Source organism: Geomicrobium sp. JSM 1781026, assembly GCF_041949955.1.
Classification (GTDB): Bacteria; Bacillota; Bacilli; order Bacillales; family Marinococcaceae; genus Geomicrobium_A.
Genome location: NZ_JBHFQF010000005.1, coordinates 123,086 through 149,373 on the forward strand (window position 1 = coordinate 123,086; position 26,288 = coordinate 149,373).

A 26,288-nucleotide genomic window follows, 5' to 3' on the forward strand; every position below is an offset into this window, starting at 1 on the left:
TTACTGATAGAAAGGAGGGGTATGTGATGAAGCGTGAAAAAGCAGTCGTCGTATTTAGTGGTGGACAAGATAGTACAACTTGTCTTTTTTGGGCATTAGAGCGTTTTGAAACGGTCTATGCGGTTACGTTTGCGTATGGTCAGCGTCATAGTGAAGAATTGAATGTCGCAAAGGCGATCGCGAAAGACGTAGGCGTCGAGCATCATATTCTTGATATGGATCTGTTGAACCAACTTGCTCCGAATGCACTCACTCGTTCAGATATTGATGTGACTGATGGAGGAGAGGGTGAGTTACCGAGCACGTTTGTGCCAGGCCGTAACTTGCTTTTCTTAACGTTTGCTACGATTTTCGGTCAGCAACGTGGGGCGAATCATATCATTACAGGTGTGTGTGAGACCGATTATAGTGGCTATCCTGATTGTCGTGATGGGTTTGTTAAATCTTTAAATGTAACGCTAAACCTTGCGATTGACGACACTTTCGTTATTCATACTCCTCTCATGTGGCTGGATAAAGAAGCAACGTGGAAGTTAGCGGATGATTTAGGTAGGCTCGATTATGTACGTGAGCGGACATTAACATGCTACCACGGTGTTCAAGGTGATGGGTGTGGCGAATGTCCAGCATGTGAGTTAAGACAACTTGGGCTAAACAAGTATCTCGAGCGTAAAGGTAGTGATCGCTAATGCTTCAGCAGTTTTACCCGCAAGTACAACATGACTATCGTTATGAGTTGAATAAAGATATGCACTTTGCTGCTGCGCATTTTATTGACGATCCGAGTGCCGGCATTTGCCAAGAAATGCACGGACATACGTATTTTGTAAATGTGACCGTTGCTGGAGATGAGCTTGACAGCACTGGATTTTTAATAAATTTTAAGGAACTAAAAAAACAAGTGCATGGTCGTTTTGACCATTCACTTCTTAATAAACATCCGGAGTTCAAGGCAGGTATACCGACGACAGAAGTTGTGGCAAGTGTCATTTGGGACCAAGTCGATGAACTTTTGTCTAAAGAGGCGCACCGACCGTTTTGTCTGCAAGTCATCGTGAGGGAAACCCCAACAAGCTATGCGATTTATCGTCCGAAACAGGAGGAGCATCGATGAAAATTCCTGTATTAGAGATCTTTGGGCCGACGGTTCAAGGAGAGGGTATGGTTGCAGGGCAAAAGACGATGTTCGTTCGTACAGGTGGGTGTGATTATAGTTGCTCGTGGTGTGACTCCGCATTTACGTGGGATGGCAGTCAAAAGGCAGAAGCGCTATCGGCAGAAAGTGTGTTGGAACGTTTGGACGACACCGGTGGAGATCGTTATAATCATGTAACGATTTCTGGTGGAAACCCAGCGCTCCATAAAGGCATTGGTGAGCTCGTAGAACTTCTTACAGATCGAGGAATTCAAACTGCGGTGGAAACCCAAGGGAGTTACTGGCAAGACTGGCTCCTCAGTATTGACGATGTGACCATCTCACCAAAGCCGCCGAGTTCGACCATGGTTACGAACTTCGAGCAGTTGGACTTGTTTGTTGAGCGGTTATCATCGCGAAGTGAAGGTTCGCAATCGCTCAAAGTCGTGATCTTTAACGATGGAGATTTGGCGTATGCGAAACAGGTACATCAACGGTATCCGCACATGCCTTTTTATTTGCAAGTCGGTAATGACGATTTGCACGAGAATCAACCTGAGAAACTTCGGGACCACTTGCTTCATCGTTATGAATGGCTTGTAGACACCGTAATGGAAGACAGAGAGCTGAACAATGTGCGTGTGTTGCCGCAAATCCATGCACTCATTTGGGGCAACAAGCAAGGCGTGTAATTTGAAATAAAGGAGCATCTCCATGGCTGGCAGAGGAAAAGAAGACTTACCAGAAATCACACAGCTTGGGAATCAAGGGACCGCATATTCTTTTGAGTATGATCCAGCAGTTCTTGAGACGTTTGAGAATCAACATCAAAACCGGGATTATTTCGTGAAGTTTAACACCCCGGAATTTACGACGTTATGCCCGATCACAGGTCAACCGGATTTTGCTACGCTTCATATTAGCTATATCCCTGACGTAAAGATGGTCGAGAGCAAATCGTTAAAATTATACTTGTTTAGTTTTCGTAATCATGGAGATTTCCATGAAGATGCGATCAACATCATCGTTAACGATCTCGTTGAGTTAATGGACCCTCGTTATATAGAAGTATGGGGGAAATTTACGCCGCGAGGTGGCATCTCGATTGACCCGTATGTGAATTATGGCAAACCGGGTACGAAGTTCGAGAACATGGCAGAACAACGTTTGTTATACCATGATCTTTATCCGGAAACGATTACCAACCGCTAAATGTAAAAACGCACACGGCCAAGCGCCGTGTGCGTTTTTTGTTAGGTGTGCTGTTGTATAGGGGGGATAGGCGGCACAGACCGGTCGCACTGCTATAATTGTTTGAGTTTCTGCGCTTAGACTCATTTAGAGGATATTGGAAGTCGGCGGCGTCTAGATTAGTTGCACTAACATATTTCTTCAAGGACCAATGGTGAGCTTGGCAAAGTGGAAACTGTGCTGGAGTTGCGACCGAACTGTTCTCAAGTTGGTGAAAATCGCAGGAAAAGCGATATATTCTCATAAACTAGGGAACAGAATGAGCAAACTCGGTAACAAATCAAAAGGTCATGTGTACATCCCCGCCCCGAAGTACCCACATACTGTCGGCGCGAGCCGCGCCGAACCGAGTCCGGTTTTGTTTCGGCCCCGGCGGGGCCGACGTGTCGTTGGCACATCAGCCTGGAATCTGCGCGCAAGTTGGAACAAACTGCGCAGGAGTTTAGCAAAATGAGAGCCAAAATCGTTAAACTAGGCAAACTAGCACCGCGCTCCTCCTCCTCCAACCCAACAGCGCAAATCAGGAAAACCTTACGTTCAATTGATCTAGATGGTTCCGGGAGGTGATCTAGATCGCCGGTCTCCTGGAAATTACCAATATCGAGCATCCATCCAAAGTAGAGACAGCACCATGTTGCCCTTGTGCTCTGGAGTGCAAGTATCCGCCTAAATTGGAAAGCAACAACAAACTGTGTAATTAGGAAAATCTTAAGTTCATCCTATATAGATCACCGATCTCCTAAATATACCTAAATTCTTTACAACTAGAGGTGGTTATGAGTAAACACCACCTCAACGATATAAAAGCGATGGCACTATTATTCGCTGCGTCACGTGCGTTTTCTTTTGGCGTTAAAATGCATTTCGGTTTACGATCTGGTCGATTGCTTCATAGAGTCGGGTTCTGAAGCGGGGGTCCATCATCCATCCCCGGAATGGTTGCATAAAGAGTTACAGAGAGTGATCGACCTTGTCCTCAATGAAAATCAATGCGCAAGCGGTGCGCGTCCTTTTATAGATGAAGATAAGCTTTTTTGTTTCCGAACAAATATGAGTATCGTGCTGTGCGGCACAGACCGTGAGCTTCGACGTCATCACATTTCGCCACTAACACTACAACTAGCTTACCGTTTATAAACGGTATAGATATACTTGATGTTGCCTTATGCTTTTTATGAAAAAGCTCATAAACTATATCGCTAATCAGCGTTTCACTTATTTCTCATTCGACACTTCGAACAATTCTGCAACTGTGACAAACTGAAAGCCGGCTTGTTGAAGTCTTGGAATCAATTCGTTTAAGGCTTCAGGTGAATTGACCGTGAGAGATGGCTCATCTACGCCATCGTGCAGCAGAATAACCCCGCCTGCGGTCGTGTCTGCTAGTACTCGCTCTGTCACCTCTTCTGCAGAAATTTCTTGCCAATCGTTTGGATCAACCGTCCAGCCGACCGCGTAATTGCCCATTTGTTCGAGACGCTCCATTTGTGAATCGAGAATCATGCCATACGGCGGGCGAAAGAGTGTAGGTCGATAGCCGACGAGTTGTTCGATGATCTCATCTGTTTGCTCAATTTCAGTTTGCATTTGATCGGCAGTTAAATCCGTCAAATTAGGGTGGGAGAACGTGTGATTTCCAAGTTCATGACCTTCTTCTTGAATGCGGCGAATGTAGTCAGGATTTGCTTCGGCTCGTTCACCGATGACAAAGAATGTAGCTTGTACTCCGTAGTCTTCAAGTGTATTCAACACGGTTTCTGTAAAACGGGGATCAGGGCCATCATCAAAGGTCAATGCAATCTGATTCGTATCAGGGTTGCCTCTTATCAAAATCACACCTGGGTATGCATCTGCAAGTTCAGGAAGTGTCTCTCCTTGTCTTGCTTCGTCAGTTTGCCCGTTTACAATAGTAGGAATTGCGCACAGAAGAAGCGCCATTAAGGTGATCCATGTACGTTTCAATCATTTCATCCTTTCAAAGAAAGTTATGTGTACCCTCGGAGTATGCCCTGGTTGAGGGGGGATTACTCTCGAATTAAAGATTAATGGGAGGTTACACTCGTAACAGATAATAGAGGGCACAACGGGGCAGGGGCTTGACACAACGGGAGCATTCCCGCGAATGGAGGGATTGCGATGTATCGTTTTGATTGCATACAGATGTCAGTATTGTGAGAAAAAGTAAAGCAAAATCAAAAATCCGCAGAACCTCTAGGCGAAGGCTGGTTTCGTTGATATGATATTCACAGCTAACAACAAGAGGTTAGCCAATACGAATCGAATGAGGAGTGTTTGATCATGAATAAAAAACTTCTATACGGAGCACTATCGGCAATCCTTTCAGTAGGTATGTTAGCAGCATGCGGGGAAGATGCCCCAGAAGAGCCAGAAGGTGGCATTGATGAAGCGCCTGCAGAAGATGGTCTCGACGATGAGCCAATGGATGAACCAGCAGATGAGCCTGCAGAAGATCCACTCGGTGAAGATGACGAAGATCCATTAGGTGAAGAAGACGAAGATCCGCTAGGTGAGGAAGACGATGAAGATCCACTTGGCGCAGATGATGACGAAGAAGACGACGAAGTATAATAGAACAATAGATGAAGGGCATTGACCACCAGCAATGCCCTTTATTTTTTTGTACATAAATCTTCCACTTTTGGTGATGCTTAGAATAAAGTCATGCGCATTGAGGTGGAGAGGTTGTCGAAAATAGAAGCGATTGCAACGGTAATGCCCGAGAACAATGTATCTCAAAAAGAGATTGCATCGTTTGCTAGACGGATATTTAAAGATCGGTATAAAGATATCGATCGACTGTTGCAAGTGTTTGATAATGGTGACATTGTGAACAGACAGTTTGTCATGCCGATCGATTGGTATTCTGAAGCCCATTCATTCGGAGAGAAAAATGATACGTTCATAGAAAAAGCTGTTGATCTTGGGCATAAAGCGATTTCGAAGTGTTTGCAAGACGCACAGGTAGACGATGCTGAGATCGATGCCATTTTTTGTGTAACAAGTACGGGGGTGTCTACCCCGTCTTTGGATGCAAGAATTATGAATCGGCTAAACATGAGTCCACACACAAAAAGAATTCCAATTTGGGGGTTAGGTTGTGCAGGAGGTGCTGCTGGGCTGTCCCGCGGATATGAGTATTGCCGTGCATTTCCAGAGGCGCGAGTGCTCATTCTTTGTATTGAACTATGTAGTTTGACATTTCAACCGAACGATCAAAGCAAAAGTAATCTGATCGGCACATCTTTGTTCTCTGATGGGGTCGCTTGTGTATTAATGCAAGGGGAGAAAGTGAAGTCCCGGCATACGCATGTGCCTGTCATTACACATACGAGGTCGACGCTCATGCCTGATTCTTTACGGGTGATGGGGTGGGACGTAAGTGATACCGGATTGCATGTCGTTTTTTCAAGAGACATCCCTTCGATTGTGACCGACTGGTTAGATGAGAATGTGAGTAGCTTTCTATCCGCCATTGACCGCTCAAAAGAGAATATCGATCAGTTCGTCGCGCATCCAGGGGGCAAAAAAGTTCTCACGGCGTATGAACAATCGCTGCAGCTACCTAGCGGACATACCGAGCCAGCAAGAGAGGTGCTGAGAAATCATGGCAACATGAGCTCACCTACAGTACTTTACGTGTTCAAAGAGATTATCGATCGTGGACCGACAGCGGGAGAACAAGGTTTGGTGACGGCACTTGGCCCAGGATTTTGTTCTGAATTATTGTGGGTTGAATGGAGAGAAGAGCGATGATTTTATTTCTCATTGTGATGAGTTGGGTCATATTCCAACGTGTCGTTGAACTTCAAGTTGCGAAACGAAATGAGCGACTGACTAAAGACGAAGGTGCGATCGAATACGGAGCCCGGCACTATCCATATATGGTAGGCATGCACGTGTTATTTCTCGTAACCTTAATCAGTGAAGTGTTCTGGCGAGGGTTTCCTCTCTCCCCGGTATGGCAGCTATTACTTCTCGTGTTTCTTGCCATACAAGGATTACGGTTATGGGTGTTGTTGACATTAGGCCGTTTTTGGAACACGAAAATCCTCGTTGTTCCTGACGGGGAGCGAGTGGCAGAAGGACCGTACCGGTTTTTGAAGCATCCGAACTATGTGGTTGTCATTCTTGAAATCCTCATCCTCCCACTGATTTTTCAAGCGTACATTACGATGGCGGTTTTCTCGGTGCTGAATTTCTTGTTCTTGTACTTTGTGCGAATTCCGAAAGAAGAAGAGGCACTTGGAATCCCGAAGAAATAAACGTCGCTCCTTGTCGGAAATAGCGTTTTTTATCCCCTATCCGTTTGCTCCATTTCATGATATATTTTGGCGGAAATGAAAACTTAGGGGGTAAGGGGCGCCGCCGAATGAATGAGTTAATGGAACATGCGTGGAGTGTCGTTTTTATTATATTTGCGATTAATATTGTCTACGTTAGTTTGTTAACGCTTCGTTTAATCTTAACCTTGAAAAACTTGAAACTACTAGCAGCAAGTGCAGGGATGTTTGAAATTGTCGTTTACGTGACCGGTTTAGGCATCGTTTTGGATAACATGACGTCCGTCTTTCACGTGACGGCCTATGCACTCGGGTACGGCATTGGTGTGATTGTAGGCATGAAGATTGAAGAAAAGCTCGCCCTAGGCTACATTACAGTGAACGTCATCACGAAAGAATACGAGCCAGACATTCCTAACCAATTGCGTGATAAAGGCTACGGAGTAACCAACTGGGTGGCATACGGACGAGAAGGCGAACGGTTAATGATGGAGATTTTGACTTCTCGTCGAAGTGAGAAGCTACTTTATGATACAGTGAAGTTACTTGATCCTAAAGCTTTTATCATTTCCCATGAGCCAAAAGCATTTTTCGGCGGGTTCTGGGTGAAAGGATTGCGAAGATAAATGGCCCGAAAGAAAACATTTGAAGTTGTAGACAATGAAACGATTGGTGATTGTTTAGCGAGAATTGACGAAGAAGGCTATCGACCGGTAAAGCGAATAGAAAAGCCAATCTTTACAGAAGATCGTGAACAAAATGTAACCGTTAAAGCGCAAAAGATTGTGTTTGAGGCGGTCGCTAAAGATTAGATGTTCAACGGATCTGAGCTTGTCTTCAAGATAAGTTCAGATCAGCTTTTATGTATAGAAAAAACGAACCCTATTCCATCGGTAGATTAGGTTTCCGCTTAAGAAGATGAAGTGGAGGGATTTCGGTGTGTGGACAAAGACATGTTGTGTTATTTATCGCGGTTAGTTTAGACGGTTATATTGCGACTGAGAATGAACAACTTGACTGGTTATTCGAAGTAGATGGTGAAGGCGACAATGGGATTTCTGCCTTTTATGAGACGGTTGATACAGTCTTAATGGGCAGAAAAACGTACGATTGGGTCAAAAAAGAAACGATTAACGAAGGTTTTCCTTATCAAGATAAACGAACATTCGTGTTTACAAACCAATTCCTTGAAGGTGAACCGTCCGTTCAGCGTGTTCATGAAGATCTTGAATCCTTCGTTAACCAATTAAAACAAGAAAGTGGAAAGAACATTTGGCTCGTCGGTGGCGGTGAGCTAGTTTCTTCATTCTTGAAAGCAGATCTTCTCGATGAAATCACTGTAACGGTTGCCCCGAAACTCATTGGTAAAGGCGTACGGTTGTTTCCGGAAACGAATTCAAAACATAACTTGTCATTAAAACAAGTGCAGACGTTTAATCAATTTGTAGAATTGCATTATGTGGTTGACCGATTGTAAAAGAATCATTATATCTACGCATGTGATATCAAACGAGCCCATTCGTTTGTTTTTTTGTGTTGCAACATAGGAACTACTTGGGTTAATGCAATGCTCTTTCGTGATAAGAATGATGCTTAAAGCAGTTGACATTCGTTTTATTTAGCCAATATCCGAACGATCGATTATTAATATTGGTAAATATTCGAGTTTACATTGACAATTAATCTGACGCATACTACGATAGAAGAAGAGTAAGGCATTTCATTGATCTTTCACAAGATACCTCATATAAATTCGAGAATATGGCTCGAAAGTTTCTACCTGGCTACCGTAAATAGCTGGACTATGAGGAGACAAATGGTTGTCGTACGTCTATGGCAACATGTCTCCTCCCGGTGCTCGAATGAATAAGACAGCGGGTTCTTTGATATGCCTAAAGATAGGAGCGTTTAGAATGACTGTTGATGTTGGCGTAATCATGGGAAGTACATCCGATGATCCGACGATGAAGTTCACGGTACAAATTTTAGAAGAATTACACATTCCGTATGAGAAACGGATTGTATCGGCCCATCGTACGCCTGATTATATGTTTGACTACGCATCATCTGCAAGAGAACGTGGATTGAAAGTCATTATTGCCGGAGCAGGCGGTGCGGCGCATCTTCCTGGGATGGTTGCGGCGAAAACGACATTGCCAGTAATTGGTGTGCCTGTACAATCCAAGACGTTAAGTGGATGGGATTCACTGTTAAGTATCGTACAAATGCCAAAAGGCGTACCAGTTGCGACAGTAGCGATCGGTGAAGCAGGAGCTGAGAATGCTGGATTGCTTGCAGCACAAATGCTTAGCGTTTGGGACCGAAAGCTTGCACACAAGTTAGAAGCAAGAAGAGAAGCGAAGAAAAACGATGTACTTGCCAATCAGGAGGTACAATCATGATTACACCTGGCCAAACGATCGGTATTCTAGGTGGCGGACAACTTGGCAGAATGATGGCGCTCGAATCGAAAGCGATGGGATATCAGATTGCCGTGCTTGAACCTGTAGCTGGATCTCCTACAGCACAAGTCGCTGATATTGAAATTGTCGGTGCGTATAATGACGAAGAAGCAGTAAAGCAATTAGCCGCAGTGAGTGATGTTGTTACCTTTGAATTCGAAAACGTAGATGCGAACACTGCAACGATTTTGCAAGAAGCTGGAAAGTTGCCGCAAGGGATAACGTTATTAAAGACAACACAACATCGCTTACGTGAGAAAGAAGCGTTAGAAGAAGCGGGATTAACCGTCGCGCCGTACAAAGCAATTACGTCTGCGGATGAATTAGCAGCAGCGATTGATGTTCTTGGCACTCCGGCCGTTCTCAAAACGTGTCGTGGAGGCTATGACGGGAAAGGGCAATACGTTATCCATTCAAAAGAAGAAAGCGATCAAGCATTTCAAGAGCTCTACCGTGAGGGTGTAGAACTTGTTGTTGAAGGATTTGTGTCTTTTGAAAAAGAGATTAGTGTAATCGTTACGCGCAACCTAAAAGGTGAACTTCAAACCTTCCCAGTTGCTGAGAACATTCATGAAGATAACATTCTTAAACGGACGATTGTGCCTGCAAGAATTAGTGTAGATGCAAAAAAGCGAGCGGTACAAATGGCAGAAGCGTTTGCCAAAAGCATTGAACTTGTCGGTACGCTTGCCGTAGAAATGTTCTATACAACGAGCGGTGAGATTTACGTGAACGAACTTGCGCCAAGACCACATAACTCTGGACATTACACGATGGACAGTTGCAACGTTTCCCAGTTCGGGCAACACGTTCGTGCAATTTGCGACTGGCCGCTCGTGAAACCAAAGTTGTATCACCCAGTTATTATGGATAACATTCTTGGTGAACATGTGGAAATAGCAATAAAGATGATTCCAGAATTTACGGATGCATTCCTTCATCTTTACGGGAAAAGCGAAGCTCGACCTGGACGAAAGATGGGTCATTTGAACATTACCGCACCAACGGTTGAAGAAGCGCTAGAACGATCATTACAACTACACATACGTACACATACAATGGAGGCAACACAATGATTGAACGTTACACGCGAGAAGAAATGGGAAGTATTTGGACGGAGCAAAATCGTTTTCAAGCATGGTTAGAAGTTGAAATTGCCGCTTGTGAAGCTTGGGCAGAGCTTGGAGACATTCCAAAAGAAGACGTAGAGAAGATCCGCAAAAACGCTTCATTTGATGTGGATCGTATTCACGAAATCGAAGCAAGTACACGTCACGATGTTGTCGCCTTTACACGGGCAGTATCTGAAACGCTCGGTGAAGAGCGTAAATGGGTGCACTACGGATTAACGTCAACAGATGTTGTTGATACAGCACTTTCGTATCTTTTGAAGCAAGCGAACGAAATTCTGCGTGCAGATCTTGAACGTTTTATTGATGTTCTCGGTAAAAAGGCGAATGAACATCGTTATACGTTAATGATGGGACGTACACACGGCGTTCATGCTGAGCCAACGACATTTGGATTGAAACTAGCACTTTGGTATGCAGAAATGAAACGAAATCTTGATCGCTTTGACCAAGCAGCTGAAGGCGTTCGTGTCGGTAAGATGTCAGGGGCGGTCGGAACGTTTGCGAACATTCCACCAGAAATTGAAGCGCACGTATGCGAGCGATTAGGAATTCAAGCCGCGCCAATTTCAACACAAACGCTTCAACGAGATCGACACGCGCATTACGTATCTACACTTGCGCTTATTGCGACGAGTATTGAGAAGATGGCTGTTGAAATTCGTAACCTCCAAAAAACAGAGACTCGTGAAGTTGAAGAGTTTTTTGCAAAAGGTCAAAAAGGTTCATCTGCGATGCCACATAAACGAAATCCTGTTGGATCAGAGAACATGACCGGTCTTGCACGTGTGATTCGTGGTCACGTTACGACAGCATTTGAGAATATGCCACTATGGCATGAGCGTGATATTTCTCATTCATCGGCAGAGCGCATCATTTTGCCAGACAGCACGATTTTACTTAATTACATGCTAAATCGTTTTACGAAGATTGTTGATGAGTTGACGGTCTATCCAGATAACATGAAAGAAAATATGGAGAAAACGTTCGGCTTAATCTATTCTCAACGTGTTCTGTTAACACTAATTGACCGTGGCATGGCGCGAGAAGAAGCGTATGACATCGTTCAACCAAAAGCGATGGAAGCTTGGGAAACACGCGTGCCGTTCCGAACGCTTGTTGAAGCAGAACCGAAGATTACAGATGTATTAACGGATGCAGACCTTGATGAGTGCTTCAACGAAAAACATCATATGAAAAATGTCGACGTATTGTTTGAGCGTGTTGGGCTCTAAAACGTAGATGAACTTCTGGAGGGAAACGGTATGACACTTCTATATGAAGGTAAAGCGAAACAATTATTCACAACCGAGAACAGTGATCAACTTCGAATTCAGTACAAAAACGATGCGACCGCATTTAATGGAGTCAAACATGACATCGTCGAAGGAAAAGGAAGACTTAATAACGAGATTTCATCATTGTTTTTTCCGCTTCTTGAACAAGGTGGAATTCCCACACACTTTATTAAACGCTTAAGCGAAACCGAACAACTTGTGACACCAACAACGATTATTCCTTTAGAAGTGGTCGTTCGAAACATCGCTGCTGGAAGCCTTGCAAAGCGCCTCGGTTGGGAAGAAGGCATTGAACTAAAACGTCCGATTGTCGAGTTTTATTATAAAGATGATGCTCTTGGTGACCCGCTTGTTACCGAGGAGCACATCTCCCTCTTAGAAGCAGCATCGACTGAACAGTTGGAAGAAATGAAGCGTTTGGCATTGCTGACAAATGATACGCTTCTTCCAATCTGTGAATCTGCGAATTTGTTGCTCGTTGACTTTAAATTAGAGTTTGGCATAACAAAAGAGGGTGAACTCATCTTAGCGGATGAAGTATCACCAGACACGTGCCGTTTTTGGGATCGTGACACAAGACAGAAACTAGACAAAGATTTGTATCGTTATGAACTCGGTTCACTTACAGCAGGGTACGAAACAATATTAGAGCGCATTGGAGGCGTTGTTCATGGTTAACGTGCACGTATACATCACACTTAAAGAAGGCGTATTGGATCCACAAGGTAAAGCTGTGGAACATTCTTTATCATCACTTGGCTACGAAGGAGTCGAGGAAGTTAGTGTTGGCAAGTGGATCCAACTGAAAGTGAAAGATGGAGAAGGATTAGAGACACGTATTGAAGCGATGTGTGAACAACTTCTTGCCAATCCAGTGATTGAGAACTACACCTACAAAGTAGAGCGGGAGGCAACGGTATGAAGGCCGCTGTCATCGTTTTCCCAGGATCAAACTGTGACACAGACATGTTTCACGCCGTGAAAGATTTCACCGCTGCTGATGTGGTTGAATTTGTTCCTCATACGGCTAGTAGCGTAGCCGATTACGATGCAATTTTTATTCCTGGTGGATTTTCATATGGCGATTATCTTCGTACTGGAGCGATCGCACGCTTTGCACCTGTTATGAAGAGTGTGAGTGAAGAAGCGGCAAAAGGAAAAACAATTGTAGGCGTTTGTAATGGATTTCAAATTCTTCAAGAAGCAGGCTTACTGCCAGGCGCAATGAAGCGCAATAAAGACTTGAAATTTATTTGCCGTACGGTCGGTCTAAAAATTGAGAATCATAGCACTCGTTTTACATCGGAATATACAGAAGGAGATGTGCTGCAAGTTCCGATTGCCCACGGAGAAGGAAACTTTGAATGCGATGATGAGACGCTTCAAAAGTTACAGGATAACAACCAAATTGTTTTCACGTATGTGAACGATGTGAACGGATCAAAATCTCAAATTGCCGGTATTCAAAACGAAGAGGGTAATGTTCTTGGAATGATGCCACATCCAGAACGCGCGATGGAAGCATGGCTTGGTAGTGAAGACGGACGTCAATTGTTTACGAGTGTTTATCGCCATTGGAGGGAAATGAATGTTGTTACAAACTGAACCAACACCATCACACATTAAAGAAGAGAAACTCTATCAAGAGATGGGCGTGAAAGATCACGAGTACGAGCGAATTGTGAATTTAATCGGCCGTGAACCTAATTATACCGAGATCGGTATGTTCAGTGTACTCTGGTCAGAACATTGTAGCTACAAGCATTCCAAACCATTGCTTCGCCAATTCCCAGTTGATGGACCCCACGTCTTACAAGGACCGGGAGAAGGTGCTGGTGTTGTAGACATCGGTGATGACCAAGCCGTCGTTTTCAAAGTTGAAAGTCATAACCACCCATCAGCGGTTGAACCGTATCAAGGGGCAGCGACAGGGGTTGGTGGTATTCTGCGTGACGTGTTCTCCATGGGTGCTCGTCCAATCGCGCTCTTAAACTCGCTACGTTTCGGACCTCTTGATACACCGCGTGTACGTTACTTGTTTGAAGAAGTTGTTGCGGGAATTGCCGGTTATGGCAACTGTGTAGGTGTACCGACCGTTGGTGGTGAAGTCCAATTTGATCGCTCATACGATGGCAATCCACTTGTGAATGCGATGTGTGTTGGGTTAATCGATCATCGCAACTTGCAAAAAGGCGTCGCTGCCGGTGTTGGAAACACGGTCATGTATGTTGGCGCAAGTACAGGGCGCGACGGCATTCACGGGGCGACGTTTGCTTCAGAAGAACTGAACGAAGAGTCTCAAGCGAAGCGTCCGTCGGTTCAAGTTGGTGACCCGTTCACGGAAAAGCGAGTACTTGAAGCATGTTTAGAGCTCGTTGAATTGGAATCACTCGTCGGGATTCAAGACATGGGTGCAGCGGGTCTTACGAGTTCTTCTGCAGAAATGGCAAGCAAAGCCGGTTCTGGTATCAACATGAACCTCAATCTCGTACCACAACGTGAAAAGAATATGACCCCATACGAAATGATGCTTTCAGAATCACAAGAGCGGATGTTACTCGTCGTGAAAAAAGGTCATGAGTCTGAAATTGAAGAGATTTGCGAAAAGTGGGACCTAGATGTCGCATCGATCGGAGAGGTAACCGATGATCGCAATTTAACGCTCTATTTTGACGGTCAAGTGGTTGCTGATGTACCTGTAACGGCATTAACAGACGATGCTCCAGTGTATGAAGTTGAGTCAATTGAACCGGCTTCATTTAAAGAGAACCAAGCAAAAGACTGGAAGCCAGCGTCAATCACCGATTACAACGAAACACTCAAAGACCTATTGCAACGCCCAACAATCGCTTCTAAAGAATGGGTGTATGATCAATACGATCATATGGTACAAACGAATACTGTTGTAGTACCAGGATCTGATGCAGCGGTTCTTCGCATTCGTGGAACGAAAAAAGCGCTTGCGATGACGATGGACGGTAACAGTCGCTACATTAAGCTTGACCCAGAAAATGGAGGCAAGCTTGCCGTTGCAGAAGCTGCGCGTAACATTGTCTGTTCAGGAGCGAAACCACTTGCACTCACGGACTGTTTGAACTACGGCAGCCCAGAACAACCGAACATCTACTGGCAAATGAAAGAATCGACGAAAGGCATGAGTGATGCTTGCCGTACGCTTTCAACGCCAGTCATTAGCGGAAACGTCTCGCTTTATAATGAGACTTCAGGGGAAGCAATTTATCCAACGCCGATTATCGGTATGGTCGGTCTTATTGAAGATACCGCTCACATTACGACGCAACAAGCAAAACAAGCTGGAGACCTCGTTTATGTCCTTGGTGAAGGTTCAGCACACTTTGGTGGTAGCGAGCTTCAACTGATGCAAGACGATAATATTTACGGTATTGTGCCAAAAATTGATTTGGATGTTGAAGCGAGTCGTCAAGAATTGGTATTACGTACAATTCAAGCAGGAATCGTTCAGTCGGCACACGATTTAGCTGAGGGTGGTTTAGCAGTAGCACTTACAGAGAAAGTCATGGGCACGTCTTTAGGGCTTAACATAACGCTTTCCAAAGACGCAAACACGCTATTCTCAGAAGCACCTTCACGTTATGTGTTTACGGTTAGAGCAAGTGATGCAGAACAGTTCGAATCACTCATGCCAGAAGCACGAGCAATCGGTCATATAACAGACCACGCACAAGTGATTGTGAATGATGATTCTGGTCAGTCATACATCAACGCGTCAACTGAAGAATTAACTCGCATTTGGAAAGGAGCCATTCCATGTTTGCTGAAATCAAAGGCTTAAACGAAGAGTGTGGACTGTTTGCGATTTGGGGCCACAATGAAGCGGCACAGCTTTCTTACTATGGTTTGCATAGTTTGCAACACCGGGGGCAAGAAGGTGCAGGCATCATTTCTAGCGATAAAGAGCAATTGTATGCACACAAAGGTGTTGGGCTTCTGACTGAAGCATTTGGCCCTGGAGACATTGAGCGCTTAAAAGGAAACCATGCGATCGGACACGTACGTTACGCAACAGCAGGAGGCGGCGGCATTGAGAATGTTCAGCCGCTTCACTTCCGCTCAGAAGACGGCGGCATGGCGATCGCGCATAACGGAAATCTCGTGAACTATCAAATTCTAAAAGGTGACCTTGAGCGTAAAGGTAGCATTTTTCAAACGACGACGGACACGGAAGTGTTGGCTCACTTGTTGAAGCGCCAAAGTTCTACGAAACTTCGTAAACAACTTCACGCTGCACTCCCTCAATTAATTGGAGCTTACGCGTTTGCAGTGATGACCGAAAAAGAACTGATCGTAGCCCAAGATCCTCATGGACTTCGTCCACTTTCACTCGGACGAATTGGTGATGCGTACGTTGTTGCTTCTGAAACGTGTGCGTTTGACATTATCGGTGCAACGTATGAACGTGAAGTCGCTCCTGGAGAAATGATTATTTTCGACGAGAGCGGGATGCATTCTTCTCGTTTTACTGAAGCTGAAGATCGTGCGCTTTGCAGTATGGAGTACGTCTACTTTGCTCGTCCGGATTCAAATTTAGATGGCATTAACGTTCATACAGCGAGAAAACAACTCGGTAAACAGTTGGCCAAAGAAGCACCGATTGAAGCGGATGTGGTGACGGGTGTACCTGATTCATCCATTTCAGCAGCCATTGGGTATGCAGAACAAACGGGCATTCCATATGAGCTTGGTCTCATTAAAAACCGTTATGTTGGTCGTACGTTTATTCAACCTTCCCAAGAACTTCGTGAACAAGGGGTAAAGATGAAGCTGTCAGCGGTACGCGGAGTCGTTGAAGGCAAACGAGTCGTCATGATTGATGATTCAATCGTCCGTGGAACAACGAGTAAGCGAATTGTTCGATTATTAAAAGAAGCCGGTGCAAAAGAAGTCCATGTAAGAATTAGTGCACCGCCAATTATTCGTCCGTGTTTTTACGGCATCGATACGTCAAGTCGTGGTGAGCTTGTTGCAGCGAACTTAAGTATAGAGGAAATGCGCGAAATGATGGGTGCTGATTCTTTAAGTTTCTTAAGTGTAGAAGGCTTGAAATCAGGAATTGGCCGCGATGATTCACAGCCAAACTGTGGACAATGTTTAGCGTGCTTTACAGATCAATACCCAACGGCGATCTTTAATACGAAAAAAGAACTTGTAACCGTAGGCATGGAGTAGGAGGAATAGTGTTGAGTGAAGCATATAAACAAGCTGGTGTTGATGTTGAAGCTGGTTATGAATCGGTAAAACGGATGAAAAAGCATATCAAGCGTACTGAGCGCCAAGGGATCATGGGTGCGTTTGGTGGTTTTGGAGGAATGTTTGATCTTTCAATGCTGAATATGAAAGAGCCCGTCCTCGTTTCAGGAACCGATGGAGTTGGAACGAAGTTAATGCTCGCATTTGAAGCGGATCGTCATGATACCATTGGGGTTGATGCGGTAGCGATGTGTGTGAACGACATTTTAGCACAAGGTGCTGAACCATTGTATTTCCTTGATTACATTGCTACGGGTAAAGCCGATCCTGCACGGATTGAGCAAATTGTCAAAGGTGTAAGTGACGGCTGTGTAGAAGCTGGAAGCGCATTAATCGGAGGCGAAACAGCAGAAATGCCAGGCATGTATGATGAAGAGGAATACGATCTTGCAGGTTTTGCGGTTGGCGCAGTAGAGAAAGCGAACATCGTTACGAATGAAGACGTCAAAGAAGGCGATGTGCTCATTGCTTTGCCATCATCGGGGGTTCATAGCAACGGTTTTTCGCTCGTACGTAAGCTAATTGCTGATCATAATTTGAACTATCATGAGACGTACGAACCGTTCGATCGACCACTCATTGAAGAACTACTCACGCCAACGCGCATTTACGTTCGTGACGTTCTACCGATCATTCAACAAACCGATGCGATTAAAGGAATGGCCCATATTACAGGTGGTGGTTTGTATGAGAACATTCCACGCATGTTGCCAGGCGGTCTTAGTGCAACCATTGATCCTCGTCGTTGGGAACGGTTGCCAATCTTCTCGTTTTTAAAAGACGTTGGGCAATTGGCTGATCATGATTTATATGGAACGTTTAACATGGGAATTGGTTTCGTAATGGCCGTGCAAAAAGAAGACGAACAAGTTGTACTCGATCGTCTAGAAGGTGCGATTACGATTGGCGAAGTAACGGTTGGCGATACGCTCGTTATCCAAGGTGTAAACTCGTGAAGTTTGCCATTTTCGCATCAGGATCAGGAAGCAATGCTGAACAGATCTTAAGAGCGGTTCAAAACGGTGAATTAGGCGGTACACCCGCATTTGTGTTTAGTGATCAACGTGATGCAGGTGTTCTCTCAAAAGCAGAACAGTATGAGGTAACGACGTATCAATTCTCTCCAAAACAATTTGACTCAAAAGCCGATTTCGAGCGTGCATTGCTTGAAAAGTTACACATCCACGAAGTGGAATGGATTGTACTCGCAGGCTATATGCGCTTAATTGGTGAGGTTTTGCTTTCGAACTATGAAGGGAACATCATCAACATTCACCCGTCACTTCTACCACACTATCCAGGGTTAGATGCCATTGGCCAGGCGATTGACGATGGTGCGAAGGAAACAGGAGTGACCATTCATTATGTTGATCGTGGGATGGACACAGGACCGATCATTGCGCAAGCAGCACTTGCGATCCATCCAAACGAATCGAAACAACAACTCGCTATGCGTATTCAACAACTTGAACATCAACTGTATCCAAAAACGCTACAAACGGTTTTTAAGGAAGGGGAAGCTTAACGATGAAACGCGCAATCATTTCCGTAAGTGATAAAACAGGAGTGGCATCTTTCGCCAAACAACTTCTTGAACTCGGTTTCGAAATTATTTCCACAGGCGGTACGAAAAAAGCCTTGCAAGATGCTGGGGTTGATGTAATTGGCATCTCAGATGTGACCGATTTTCCAGAGATTTTAGAAGGTCGTGTAAAAACGTTGCACCCGTCCATTCATGGTGGATTGCTTGCAAAGCAACACGATGATAAGCATATGAAAGCTCTTGAAGAACAAGGAATGGCTCCGATTCATCTCGTCGTTGTCAATTTGTATCCGTTTAAAGAAACGATTAAAAAGGCGAATACAACGTTTGAAGATGCAATTGAAAACATTGACATCGGTGGACCAGCGATGCTTCGTGCATCTGCGAAAAACCATGAAAGTGTGACGGTTGTAACCGACCCGAACGATTACGACGTTGTTCTTGAAGAGCTTTCCAAAGGTGAAGTAAGCATGACGACAAAACGTCGCCTTGCGGCAAAAGTGTTCCGTCACACAGCGAGTTACGACGCCTTAATTGCTGAATACTTAACGAAAGAAAGTGGCGAGAAATATCCAGAAAGCTTAACGCTCACTTATGAACATAAAGAAACACTTCGTTACGGCGAAAATCCACATCAACAGGCAGCGTTTTACGAAACGCCGCTTCCGGCTTCGCCGTCGCTTGCCAATGCGATTCAATTGCACGGCAAAGCACTATCGTACAATAACATAAATGATGCTGACGCAGCGCTTGCAATCGTCTCAGAATTCAAAGACACGGTTGCAGCGGTTGCAGTAAAACATACCAACCCATGTGGTGTTGGCATTGGTGAGACGTTAGAAGAAGCTTTTAATGAAGCGTATGAAGCCGATGCTGTTTCGATCTTTGGTGGAATTGTTGCGGTGAATGAAACCGTCGACGTTGCAACAGCAAATAAGCTTGCAGACATATTCTTAGAAGTGATTATTGCTCCAGATTATAGCGAAGATGCACTTGCTATTCTACAAAAGAAAAAGAATATTCGTCTTCTGAAAGTAAACACATCAACAAAATCAAACGACGCACAAATGATTACGTCCGTTCAAGGTGGTCTACTCGTTCAAGATGATGATCGTGCCGGGTTTGACGATGCGAACATTGAAGTCGTAACCGACCGTGAACCTACCGAAGCAGAGTGGAAGAGTTTGAAGCTTTCATGGAGCGTTGTCAAACACGTTAAATCGAATGCAATCGTACTCGTGAATGGTGAACGCACTGTTGGTGTAGGTGCTGGACAAATGAACCGAGTTGGCGCATGTGATATTGCCGTTAAACAAGCAGGTGAGTTATCAAAAGGAAGCGCACTTGCGTCTGACGCCTTCTTCCCGATGAAAGACACCGTTGAAGCTGCGGCAACAGCAGGGGTTACTGCGATTATTCAGCCAGGTGGTTCGATTCGCGATGAAGAATCGATTCAAGCAGCAAACGATGCGGGCATTGCGATGGTATTTACCGGCATGCGCCACTTTAGACACGCATAGGAGGACCAAGAATGAACATTTTAGTCGTTGGGAATGGCGGACGTGAACACGTATTGGCTTGGAAATTCGCACAAAGTAAGCGTGTCAGCACGGTTTACGTGGCACCAGGGAACCCAGGGATGGAAGACGTTGCCACATGTGTAACCATTGATAGTACGGATCATGAAGCACTCATTCATAAAGCAAAAGAGCTAGACGTTGAATTAACCGTTATTGGACCAGAAGCGCCACTTGCAGCAGGGATCGTTGATGCGTTCAAAGAAGCGGGTTTAGTCGTGTTTGGTCCGAGTAAACAAGCAGCTCAAATCGAAGGTAGTAAAGCGTTTGCGAAGGACCTCATGCACCGTTACGAAATTCCAACAGCCCAGTACGGTGTGTTTACTGATTTCAATGAAGCCATTCACTATACGAAAGAAAAAGGTGCCCCGATTGTCGTTAAAGCGGACGGTCTTGCAGCTGGTAAAGGCGTTACGGTTGCAACAACGTTAGCGGAAGCCGAGCATGCGCTTCGTGATATATTACTCGATGATACATTCGGAAGCGGTGCGAAAGTCGTCCTTGAAGAATTTCTTGAAGGCGAAGAAGTATCAATTCTTGCACTCGTCAATGGCGACACGGTCGTGCCACTTGCTGAGTCACAAGATCATAAACGTGCGTTTGATGCCGATCTTGGTCCAAATACAGGCGGGATGGGGGCGTATTCACCTGTACCTCATATTGATCAAGCGCAAATTGATCGTGCAATTGAAACGATTGTTATTCCAACCGCTAAAGCGATGATTCAAGAAGGAACACCCTTTACGGGAGTTCTTTACGCAGGATTAATGATGACGGCTGACGGTCCAAAAACGATAGAATTTAATGCCCGTTTCGGTGACCCTGAAGCACAAGTTGTTCTTTCACGTATGGAAAGTGATCTCGTTGATGTAATTCTTGCTGTTTTAAATGATGAGTCACCGACAATTGTGTGGAGCGATGATGCCGTTGTGGGCGTCGTACTTGCCGCTGATGGTTACCCTGCTCATTATGAAAAAGGACTCGCAGTTCCGACTGCCCCGAGCGGTAACGTGTTTTACGCAGGTGTTACTGGTGAACGTGCTGCGCTAAAAAGTAACGGTGGCCGTGTATACATTGCAATCGGTAATGCTCCTTCGATTCAAGAAGCTCAAGCGAAAGCGTACGAGCGAATCGAGCAGCTAGATACGAATGGATACCATTATCGCCGTGATATTGCTTATCGTGCTTTCTAGTAAAGGTAGTTCTACCCCTTTAAAATAACTCATTAATTCCTTTCAATGGTTGGTTCGCCTTAGTCATAAACCTTGATGAATTCAGGTGTGACTAAGGTTTTTTTATATGAGTGAAATTTCTGCCAATGAATGGTACGATGTAATTATGTATATGAAGGAGGTTTCACCCGATGGTAAATGTGAAATAAACGAGGAAATCTATAAATGTTTCAATACATGTAGGTTTTCTCAAACGATAATTGCCAAGATAATTATGTTGAAGGAGAAAACTTATGTTGCAAAAAATAACAGCAAATACGTACTATTTAATAAATGATGATAAAAAAGAAAGACCGACGTTAGGTGTGATTTGTGGAGAAAATGCAAGTTTAGTCGTGGATGCAGGGAATTCATCGTTACACGCGCAAGAATTGATCAGTGAAGTGAAACGGTTACGGTTACCCCCAATAAAATATGTCGTTGTGACTCATGCACATTGGGATCACTTTCTCGGTGTGAATGAATATGAAGCCTCTCTCATTGTGAGTAAGAAAACGAATGAGAAACTTCAATTATGGAAGAACTGCTCTTTTTCAGATGAAGGTTTAGCTGAAATTGAACGTGAACAAAACGTAGGTTCAATCTTTTCAGAAGTAGTAAAAACGGAGTTAAATGATAGAGATACTTTCCAAGTAAAAGATGCGGATGTAATTTTTGATCACCAACTGACTGTTGATTTGGGGAATATGCTTTGTGTAATCGAAGAGATGGCTAGCACACATACAGAAGATGCTACCGTAGTCTATAATCCTAAGGAAAGAGTCGTTTTCTTCGGTGACGCAACCTACGGTAAAACAACGGAATCGTTATTTCACTATAGTCACAAATCTATCGATGCGATGATAGCGGATGCGAAGAAATACGAAGCGGATTGGACTGTTCTAGGTCATGAGTCAGTTTGCGACAATGAAGAGATGAATTTATATTGGCGCGAGTTAGCCTCCTCTTCGAGAGCAGCTCACACACGTTCTTTCGCCGATTCAATAAATACTTTCCGGTTACTTGAAGGAAGAGAGCCAACGGATAATGAAATGTTATTTATAGAAGCATTCGTTAACGATGTTTTAATTGAATCAAAGTCATAATGAACGAAAAGAGCTCCCTATAAAGAGGGGAGCTCTTTTCTATGGCATTAGAGATTTAGTTAAGCAAGGTATTCGGTGAGAATGCTATGCAACTTAACTCATTTGACCATTTGTGGGGCACTCCTTTTTGGGGGCATGGAAGTATTGGGAGGCTATAGCTGAGAATTATGAACTTCACCCTATTAAACTTTTTTAAATTAAAGTAAAAGGATAATAATGTTAATAATTTTTCCTTGAACCTTACGTTACGTAATGATTTATAGTTAAAATTAATTAGCTAACGTAAGGAATGATTGCAAGTGCAAAACCGGATTATAAAAGCGTTAATCTTTAACAAACAAGTAAGGCTTTATCTTATAAACAATACGAGCTTACTAAATGAAATACTACACATGAATCAAAACGCCAACACCATCATTAAAGAAGCTTTAGCTAGCTCAATATCGATTATGAGCATATTATCTGCAACGCTAAAAGGTAATCAACGCTTAAGTGCTGCTCTCTCATTTGACCACCCTAAAAGCAAAATCTTTGTTGACACAGATGCACATGGAAATGTGCGTGGCTATGCGAATGATTTCTTATTATCGTCATCAAAAAACTATTCGACTGTTAAGGAATTGATCGGTTTAAAAGGATCAATCAGGATGATAAAGGCCAATGATTTTAATCAATTTACAGGGATTACCGATATGCCTTATCAAGATTTAGATCGTGATTTTTCTCATTACTTTAAACAAAGCGACCAAACAGAAACGTTGATTAAAACAACGATTCATTGGCAAGGAAATAAAGAGATAAAAAACAGTTATGGAATATATGCTCAATTACTTCCTCAATCACCAACACACCTTTTAAATAAGGTAGAAGAACATTTTCAATCTATACAATGTGTATTAAATGAACCTAAAACTTTAATTAACAGTGAAATTTTCAGCTTACTAAACCAGTATTTTGATGAAGCAGAGATTATTGGTGAAAGTAACGTCCAATTTTTCTGTGGCTGCTCCAAGGAAATGTTTTTTGGATTGTTACATTCAGTAGATGCGGCAGAACTAAAGGGTTATCTTCACTCTCGTGATCCAATAATATCCACATGTAATAGATGTGGTAGAAATTACTCGTTCAACGAAGAAGAAATTAAACTCATTTTGGGGGAATTAAATGGCTAAGTACTGGAAGATAGGCGAAATTGCTGAGATGACTGGATTGTCTATTAGGACATTAAGGTATTATGACCAAATCAAATTATTGAGTCCTTCTGAATACACACATTCAGGACACCGTAGATACTCACGTGAAGATTTACAAAGATTGTTAGAAGTTCTATCTTTTAAGAAAATGGGGCTTTCTTTAGAAGATATCAGCTCATTAAAAGAGCAAGGAAACGCTTCATCGATTGTAGAGATCTTAAGTAACCAAATAGAAAGGATGAAATTGGATATAAAGATTCAGCAAAATCTTTTAGAGCAGTTACAAAGCGTGCAGAAAGAATTAGCGAATTCCAAAGAAGAACGTATTTCGATACACAGTCTAACAACATTATTCGAACTCATGAAAGTGAATCAAGCAAAGTATTTTAATCAAAGACAAATTGACAGCATGAGACAACATTATCAAGAATTAGATGAAGCCGCTATTCAAAAGGGAGAAAAGGAATTTAAGCTTGTTTTAGATGAATTACGAAACAGGAAAGAGCGTGGGTTAACAAGCTCGAATGCTGAAGTTCAAAGCTTAGCTCGGAGGTGGCAAGCCATTATTGATTCCATTTCTTCAAATGATCATGAATTACGGATGAGTGCAGAACGCTATTATGCAGAAAATCCTGAGATTGCGATGAGCGTTGGCATTGAACCATCTCTCTATAAATACATTCAGGATGCTTTAAACGATAATTAGTTTTCCTCTGCTGTACTCAACGAACGGGTACCACTTAACCTTTCCTTCGCAAAGCGTGTGACTCAAACTTGAAAGAAGAAAGTAGGTTTTGGAAGGAGAGAGTCGTTCATTTTCTTTAAAAGCACTCGATCTGCTTCCATAAATACTAGTTTGGAATGAGATGTCCATCGATTGGAAGCAAAACGAGGACAAAACGGGCATAATAGGTGATTCTGTTTCCAATCCATGCTCTTTGGAAGTAAACAACGTTTTTAGCTACCTTAAGCGTCGAGGGAGATCTGCAACCGGTTCTTCCTTCTTTGAAAGACGATGGAAATCAAGCACCAACCGCGCAATTTAGGGGATCTAAAGTTCAACATTTATAGAGTTCTTAAATATCAACCACCAACCGATTGAAACTCAAATTCATTAGAAAACCTCAAATTTCTTTGAGAAGATTCCTTGTTCCGTCCCTCTCGTAATGATCCCTCTAGAAAACACTACCGTGCGTTCGATGTATCCAACTCTAACCAATTGTTTATGGGATGTTTAATTCTATGTTGAGCGGGAACACCTCTTGTACAACCAAAGGAGAGTGGAACGATCATGTTTAAACACGAGAATAAACTATTTATAAACGGTGAATGGATTGATTCAACGAACGATGAAACGATCGATGTTATAAATCCAGCAACAGAAGAATTGATTGGGACTGTATCAGCGAGTACCAAAGAAGATTTGGATAAAGCAGTGAAAGCTGCTAGGGATGCACTGCCCGCTTTTTCAAAATCAATAAAGAAAGAACGTATTGATCTCTTAAATCGCATTGCCGATGAGTATGAGAAACGTAAAGATGAGTTTATTGATGTTATGACAATGGAGCTGGGTGCACCAAAAACGATCTCTGAAAATGTTCATTATGAAATGGGTCTTGCTCACTTTCGTACGGTAGCGAAAGCACTCGAAGACTTCTCGTTTGAAGAAGAGCGTGGCGACCATACGATTGTGAAAGAATCGGTCGGTGTGAGTGGTTTAATTACACCGTGGAACTTTCCGACGAATCAAACGTCAACAAAAATTGCTGGCGCGTTTGCGGCAGGAAGTCCAGTTGTGTTAAAGCCGTCTGAAGAAACACCGTATGCGGCAATTATGCTAGCAGAGATTATTGACCGAGCAGGTGCACCGAAAGGCGCATTTAACCTTGTAAATGGTACTGGAGCGACGATTGGGGATGCGATTAGCTCTCATCCTGATATCGATTTTGTATCGTTTACCGGATCAGGTCCTGTCGGTACACGTGTCATGCAAAACGCTTCAGAAACGATTAAGAACGTTGCCCTTGAGCTCGGTGGCAAATCACCTCTTCTCGTCCTAAAAGACGCTGACGTTCAAAAAGCAGCGCAGTCTGCTGCTGAACACATGATGCTAAATAGCGGACAAGTTTGTTCAGCCGCAACAAGAGTGCTCGTTCCAAAAGAAATGAAAGCCGATTTTGAGCGTGAGCTTGTCACGTCATTAGAAGGTTTCCCAATGGGCGATCCACAAAATACGAGCAATTTTACTGGGCCGTTAATTTCCAAAAAGCAGTACGACACCGTACAATCTTATATTAAAAAAGGTCAAGAAGAAGGTGCTCGGATTGTTCAAGGTGGCGAAGGCAAACCAGACGGACTTGAGACAGGGTATTTCGTAAAACCAACAATTTTCTCTGATGTAACGAACGATATGGTCGTTGCTCGTGAAGAAATATTCGGTCCCGTCACAACCATTATTACGTATGACGGCATTGAAGAAGGCTTACAAATTGCCAACGACACCCCGTACGGCTTGGCAGGTTACGTTGCTGGTGAAGATGAGAAGTCGCTAAAATATGCAGCAAGTCATATTCGTGCCGGTCAAATTACCGTAAATGATGCAAAAACGGACCACTTGGCCCCGTTTGGTGGTTTTAAGCAATCCGGAATCGGTCGTGAGTGGGGCGATTTTGGCATTGAGGAATATCTTGAAGAAAAAGCGATCATGGGAGTATAAAAAAACGCCGGAGGTGAACCCTTCGGCGTTTTTAAACACGGAGGGAAGAGGCATGGATATCTATCATGTTTACTAG

27 protein-coding genes and 1 riboswitch are annotated in these 26,288 nt (G+C 43.6%); of the genes, 26 read left to right on the forward strand and 1 reads right to left on the reverse strand.

Annotated elements, in window-relative coordinates:
- Window positions 1-26 precede the first annotated feature (26 nt).
- The 4 genes from queC to queF are packed head-to-tail and all read left to right on the forward strand — an operon-like array spanning window position 27 to window position 2,347.
- Entirely contained in the window at window positions 27-689 is a 663-nt protein-coding gene (queC, locus tag ACE1TF_RS10335) for a 7-cyano-7-deazaguanine synthase QueC (protein WP_042399899.1), read from the forward strand.
- Window positions 689-1,114, forward strand: coding sequence for a 6-carboxytetrahydropterin synthase QueD (queD, locus tag ACE1TF_RS10340; RefSeq protein WP_042399902.1), 426 nt, complete (start codon window positions 689-691; stop codon window positions 1,112-1,114). The genes queC and queD overlap by 1 nt, the downstream gene beginning before the upstream one ends.
- The gene (gene queE / locus ACE1TF_RS10345) at window positions 1,111-1,827 is read left to right on the forward strand and encodes a 7-carboxy-7-deazaguanine synthase QueE (protein WP_375016500.1); all 717 of its coding nucleotides are present in this window, start codon (window positions 1,111-1,113) and stop codon (window positions 1,825-1,827) included. The genes queD and queE overlap by 4 nt, the downstream gene beginning before the upstream one ends.
- Window positions 1,828-1,849: 22 nt before the next feature.
- Window positions 1,850-2,347, forward strand: a complete 498-nt coding sequence (gene queF, locus ACE1TF_RS10350; RefSeq protein WP_375016502.1) for a preQ(1) synthase — start codon at window positions 1,850-1,852, stop codon at window positions 2,345-2,347.
- 1,254 nt (window positions 2,348-3,601) lie between these two features.
- Here the strand turns inward: queF and ACE1TF_RS10355 are convergent.
- Window positions 3,602-4,348, reverse strand: a complete 747-nt coding sequence (locus tag ACE1TF_RS10355) for a polysaccharide deacetylase family protein (protein WP_375016505.1) — start codon at window positions 4,346-4,348, stop codon at window positions 3,602-3,604.
- Window positions 4,349-4,684: 336 nt separating this feature from the next.
- Between ACE1TF_RS10355 and ACE1TF_RS10360 the strand changes: the two genes are divergently transcribed.
- The 22 genes from ACE1TF_RS10360 (at window position 4,685) to ACE1TF_RS10465 (ending at window position 26,212) form a co-directional block, all read left to right on the forward strand.
- Entirely contained in the window at window positions 4,685-4,975 is a 291-nt protein-coding gene (locus tag ACE1TF_RS10360; protein ID WP_042399904.1) for a hypothetical protein, read from the forward strand.
- Window positions 4,976-5,089: 114 nt separating this feature from the next.
- Window positions 5,090-6,160: a type III polyketide synthase gene (locus ACE1TF_RS10365; protein ID WP_375016507.1), complete on the forward strand. Its 1,071-nt coding sequence runs from the start codon at window positions 5,090-5,092 to the stop codon at window positions 6,158-6,160.
- Entirely contained in the window at window positions 6,157-6,669 is a 513-nt protein-coding gene (locus ACE1TF_RS10370) for an isoprenylcysteine carboxyl methyltransferase family protein (protein ID WP_052363710.1), read from the forward strand. Before ACE1TF_RS10365 ends, ACE1TF_RS10370 begins: the two co-directional genes overlap by 4 nt.
- A 107-nt stretch (window positions 6,670-6,776) precedes the next feature.
- Window positions 6,777-7,313: a DUF2179 domain-containing protein gene (locus tag ACE1TF_RS10375; protein ID WP_042428357.1), complete on the forward strand. Its 537-nt coding sequence runs from the start codon at window positions 6,777-6,779 to the stop codon at window positions 7,311-7,313.
- A complete protein-coding gene (locus tag ACE1TF_RS10380) occupies window positions 7,314-7,499 on the forward strand; it encodes an NETI motif-containing protein (protein ID WP_042399910.1) in 186 nt (61 codons plus the stop codon).
- A 125-nt stretch (window positions 7,500-7,624) separates the two neighbouring features.
- Entirely contained in the window at window positions 7,625-8,164 is a 540-nt protein-coding gene (locus ACE1TF_RS10385) for a dihydrofolate reductase family protein (RefSeq protein ID WP_375016510.1), read from the forward strand.
- A gap of 246 nt (window positions 8,165-8,410) precedes the next feature.
- A riboswitch (purine riboswitch) is annotated at window positions 8,411-8,512 on the forward strand.
- An 88-nt stretch (window positions 8,513-8,600) separates the two neighbouring features.
- A complete protein-coding gene (gene purE / locus ACE1TF_RS10390) occupies window positions 8,601-9,089 on the forward strand; it encodes a 5-(carboxyamino)imidazole ribonucleotide mutase (RefSeq protein WP_375016512.1) in 489 nt (162 codons plus the stop codon).
- Window positions 9,086-10,225 (forward strand): 5-(carboxyamino)imidazole ribonucleotide synthase, encoded by a 1,140-nt coding sequence (gene purK / locus ACE1TF_RS10395; RefSeq protein ID WP_375016514.1) that lies wholly within the window; start codon window positions 9,086-9,088, stop codon window positions 10,223-10,225. Before purE ends, purK begins: the two co-directional genes overlap by 4 nt.
- On the forward strand, window positions 10,222-11,514 hold the full coding sequence (gene purB / locus ACE1TF_RS10400) for an adenylosuccinate lyase (protein WP_375016516.1): 1,293 nt from the start codon (window positions 10,222-10,224) through the stop codon (window positions 11,512-11,514). Before purK ends, purB begins: the two co-directional genes overlap by 4 nt.
- Window positions 11,515-11,544: 30 nt before the next feature.
- Entirely contained in the window at window positions 11,545-12,255 is a 711-nt protein-coding gene (purC, locus tag ACE1TF_RS10405; protein WP_375016518.1) for a phosphoribosylaminoimidazolesuccinocarboxamide synthase, read from the forward strand.
- Window positions 12,248-12,499 (forward strand): phosphoribosylformylglycinamidine synthase subunit PurS, encoded by a 252-nt coding sequence (gene purS, locus ACE1TF_RS10410; RefSeq protein WP_042399924.1) that lies wholly within the window; start codon window positions 12,248-12,250, stop codon window positions 12,497-12,499. Before purC ends, purS begins: the two co-directional genes overlap by 8 nt.
- Window positions 12,496-13,182 (forward strand): phosphoribosylformylglycinamidine synthase subunit PurQ, encoded by a 687-nt coding sequence (purQ, locus tag ACE1TF_RS10415; RefSeq protein ID WP_375016520.1) that lies wholly within the window; start codon window positions 12,496-12,498, stop codon window positions 13,180-13,182. Before purS ends, purQ begins: the two co-directional genes overlap by 4 nt.
- Window positions 13,166-15,391 (forward strand): phosphoribosylformylglycinamidine synthase subunit PurL, encoded by a 2,226-nt coding sequence (purL, locus tag ACE1TF_RS10420; protein ID WP_375016522.1) that lies wholly within the window; start codon window positions 13,166-13,168, stop codon window positions 15,389-15,391. Before purQ ends, purL begins: the two co-directional genes overlap by 17 nt.
- Window positions 15,367-16,785, forward strand: a complete 1,419-nt coding sequence (gene purF, locus ACE1TF_RS10425; RefSeq protein ID WP_375016524.1) for an amidophosphoribosyltransferase — start codon at window positions 15,367-15,369, stop codon at window positions 16,783-16,785. The genes purL and purF overlap by 25 nt, the downstream gene beginning before the upstream one ends.
- A gap of 11 nt (window positions 16,786-16,796) precedes the next feature.
- Entirely contained in the window at window positions 16,797-17,822 is a 1,026-nt protein-coding gene (purM, locus tag ACE1TF_RS10430) for a phosphoribosylformylglycinamidine cyclo-ligase (protein ID WP_375016526.1), read from the forward strand.
- On the forward strand, window positions 17,819-18,391 hold the full coding sequence (purN, locus tag ACE1TF_RS10435; RefSeq protein ID WP_042399939.1) for a phosphoribosylglycinamide formyltransferase: 573 nt from the start codon (window positions 17,819-17,821) through the stop codon (window positions 18,389-18,391). Before purM ends, purN begins: the two co-directional genes overlap by 4 nt.
- A gap of 2 nt (window positions 18,392-18,393) precedes the next feature.
- The gene (gene purH / locus ACE1TF_RS10440) at window positions 18,394-19,929 is read left to right on the forward strand and encodes a bifunctional phosphoribosylaminoimidazolecarboxamide formyltransferase/IMP cyclohydrolase (protein WP_375016528.1); all 1,536 of its coding nucleotides are present in this window, start codon (window positions 18,394-18,396) and stop codon (window positions 19,927-19,929) included.
- A gap of 11 nt (window positions 19,930-19,940) precedes the next feature.
- Window positions 19,941-21,179 carry a phosphoribosylamine--glycine ligase gene (gene purD / locus ACE1TF_RS10445; RefSeq protein ID WP_375016531.1) on the forward strand — a complete coding sequence of 413 codons (1,239 nt, stop codon included), beginning with the start codon at window positions 19,941-19,943 and terminating at the stop codon, window positions 21,177-21,179.
- Window positions 21,180-21,451: 272 nt separating this feature from the next.
- Window positions 21,452-22,303, forward strand: a complete 852-nt coding sequence (locus tag ACE1TF_RS10450) for an MBL fold metallo-hydrolase (RefSeq protein WP_375016533.1) — start codon at window positions 21,452-21,454, stop codon at window positions 22,301-22,303.
- 299 nt (window positions 22,304-22,602) lie between these two features.
- On the forward strand, window positions 22,603-23,475 hold the full coding sequence (locus ACE1TF_RS10455) for an Hsp33 family molecular chaperone HslO (RefSeq protein ID WP_375016535.1): 873 nt from the start codon (window positions 22,603-22,605) through the stop codon (window positions 23,473-23,475).
- Window positions 23,468-24,202: a MerR family transcriptional regulator gene (locus ACE1TF_RS10460; protein ID WP_375016537.1), complete on the forward strand. Its 735-nt coding sequence runs from the start codon at window positions 23,468-23,470 to the stop codon at window positions 24,200-24,202. Before ACE1TF_RS10455 ends, ACE1TF_RS10460 begins: the two co-directional genes overlap by 8 nt.
- Window positions 24,203-24,787: 585 nt before the next feature.
- A complete protein-coding gene (locus ACE1TF_RS10465) occupies window positions 24,788-26,212 on the forward strand; it encodes an aldehyde dehydrogenase family protein (RefSeq protein ID WP_375016539.1) in 1,425 nt (474 codons plus the stop codon).
- Window positions 26,213-26,288: the final 76 nt, after the last annotated feature.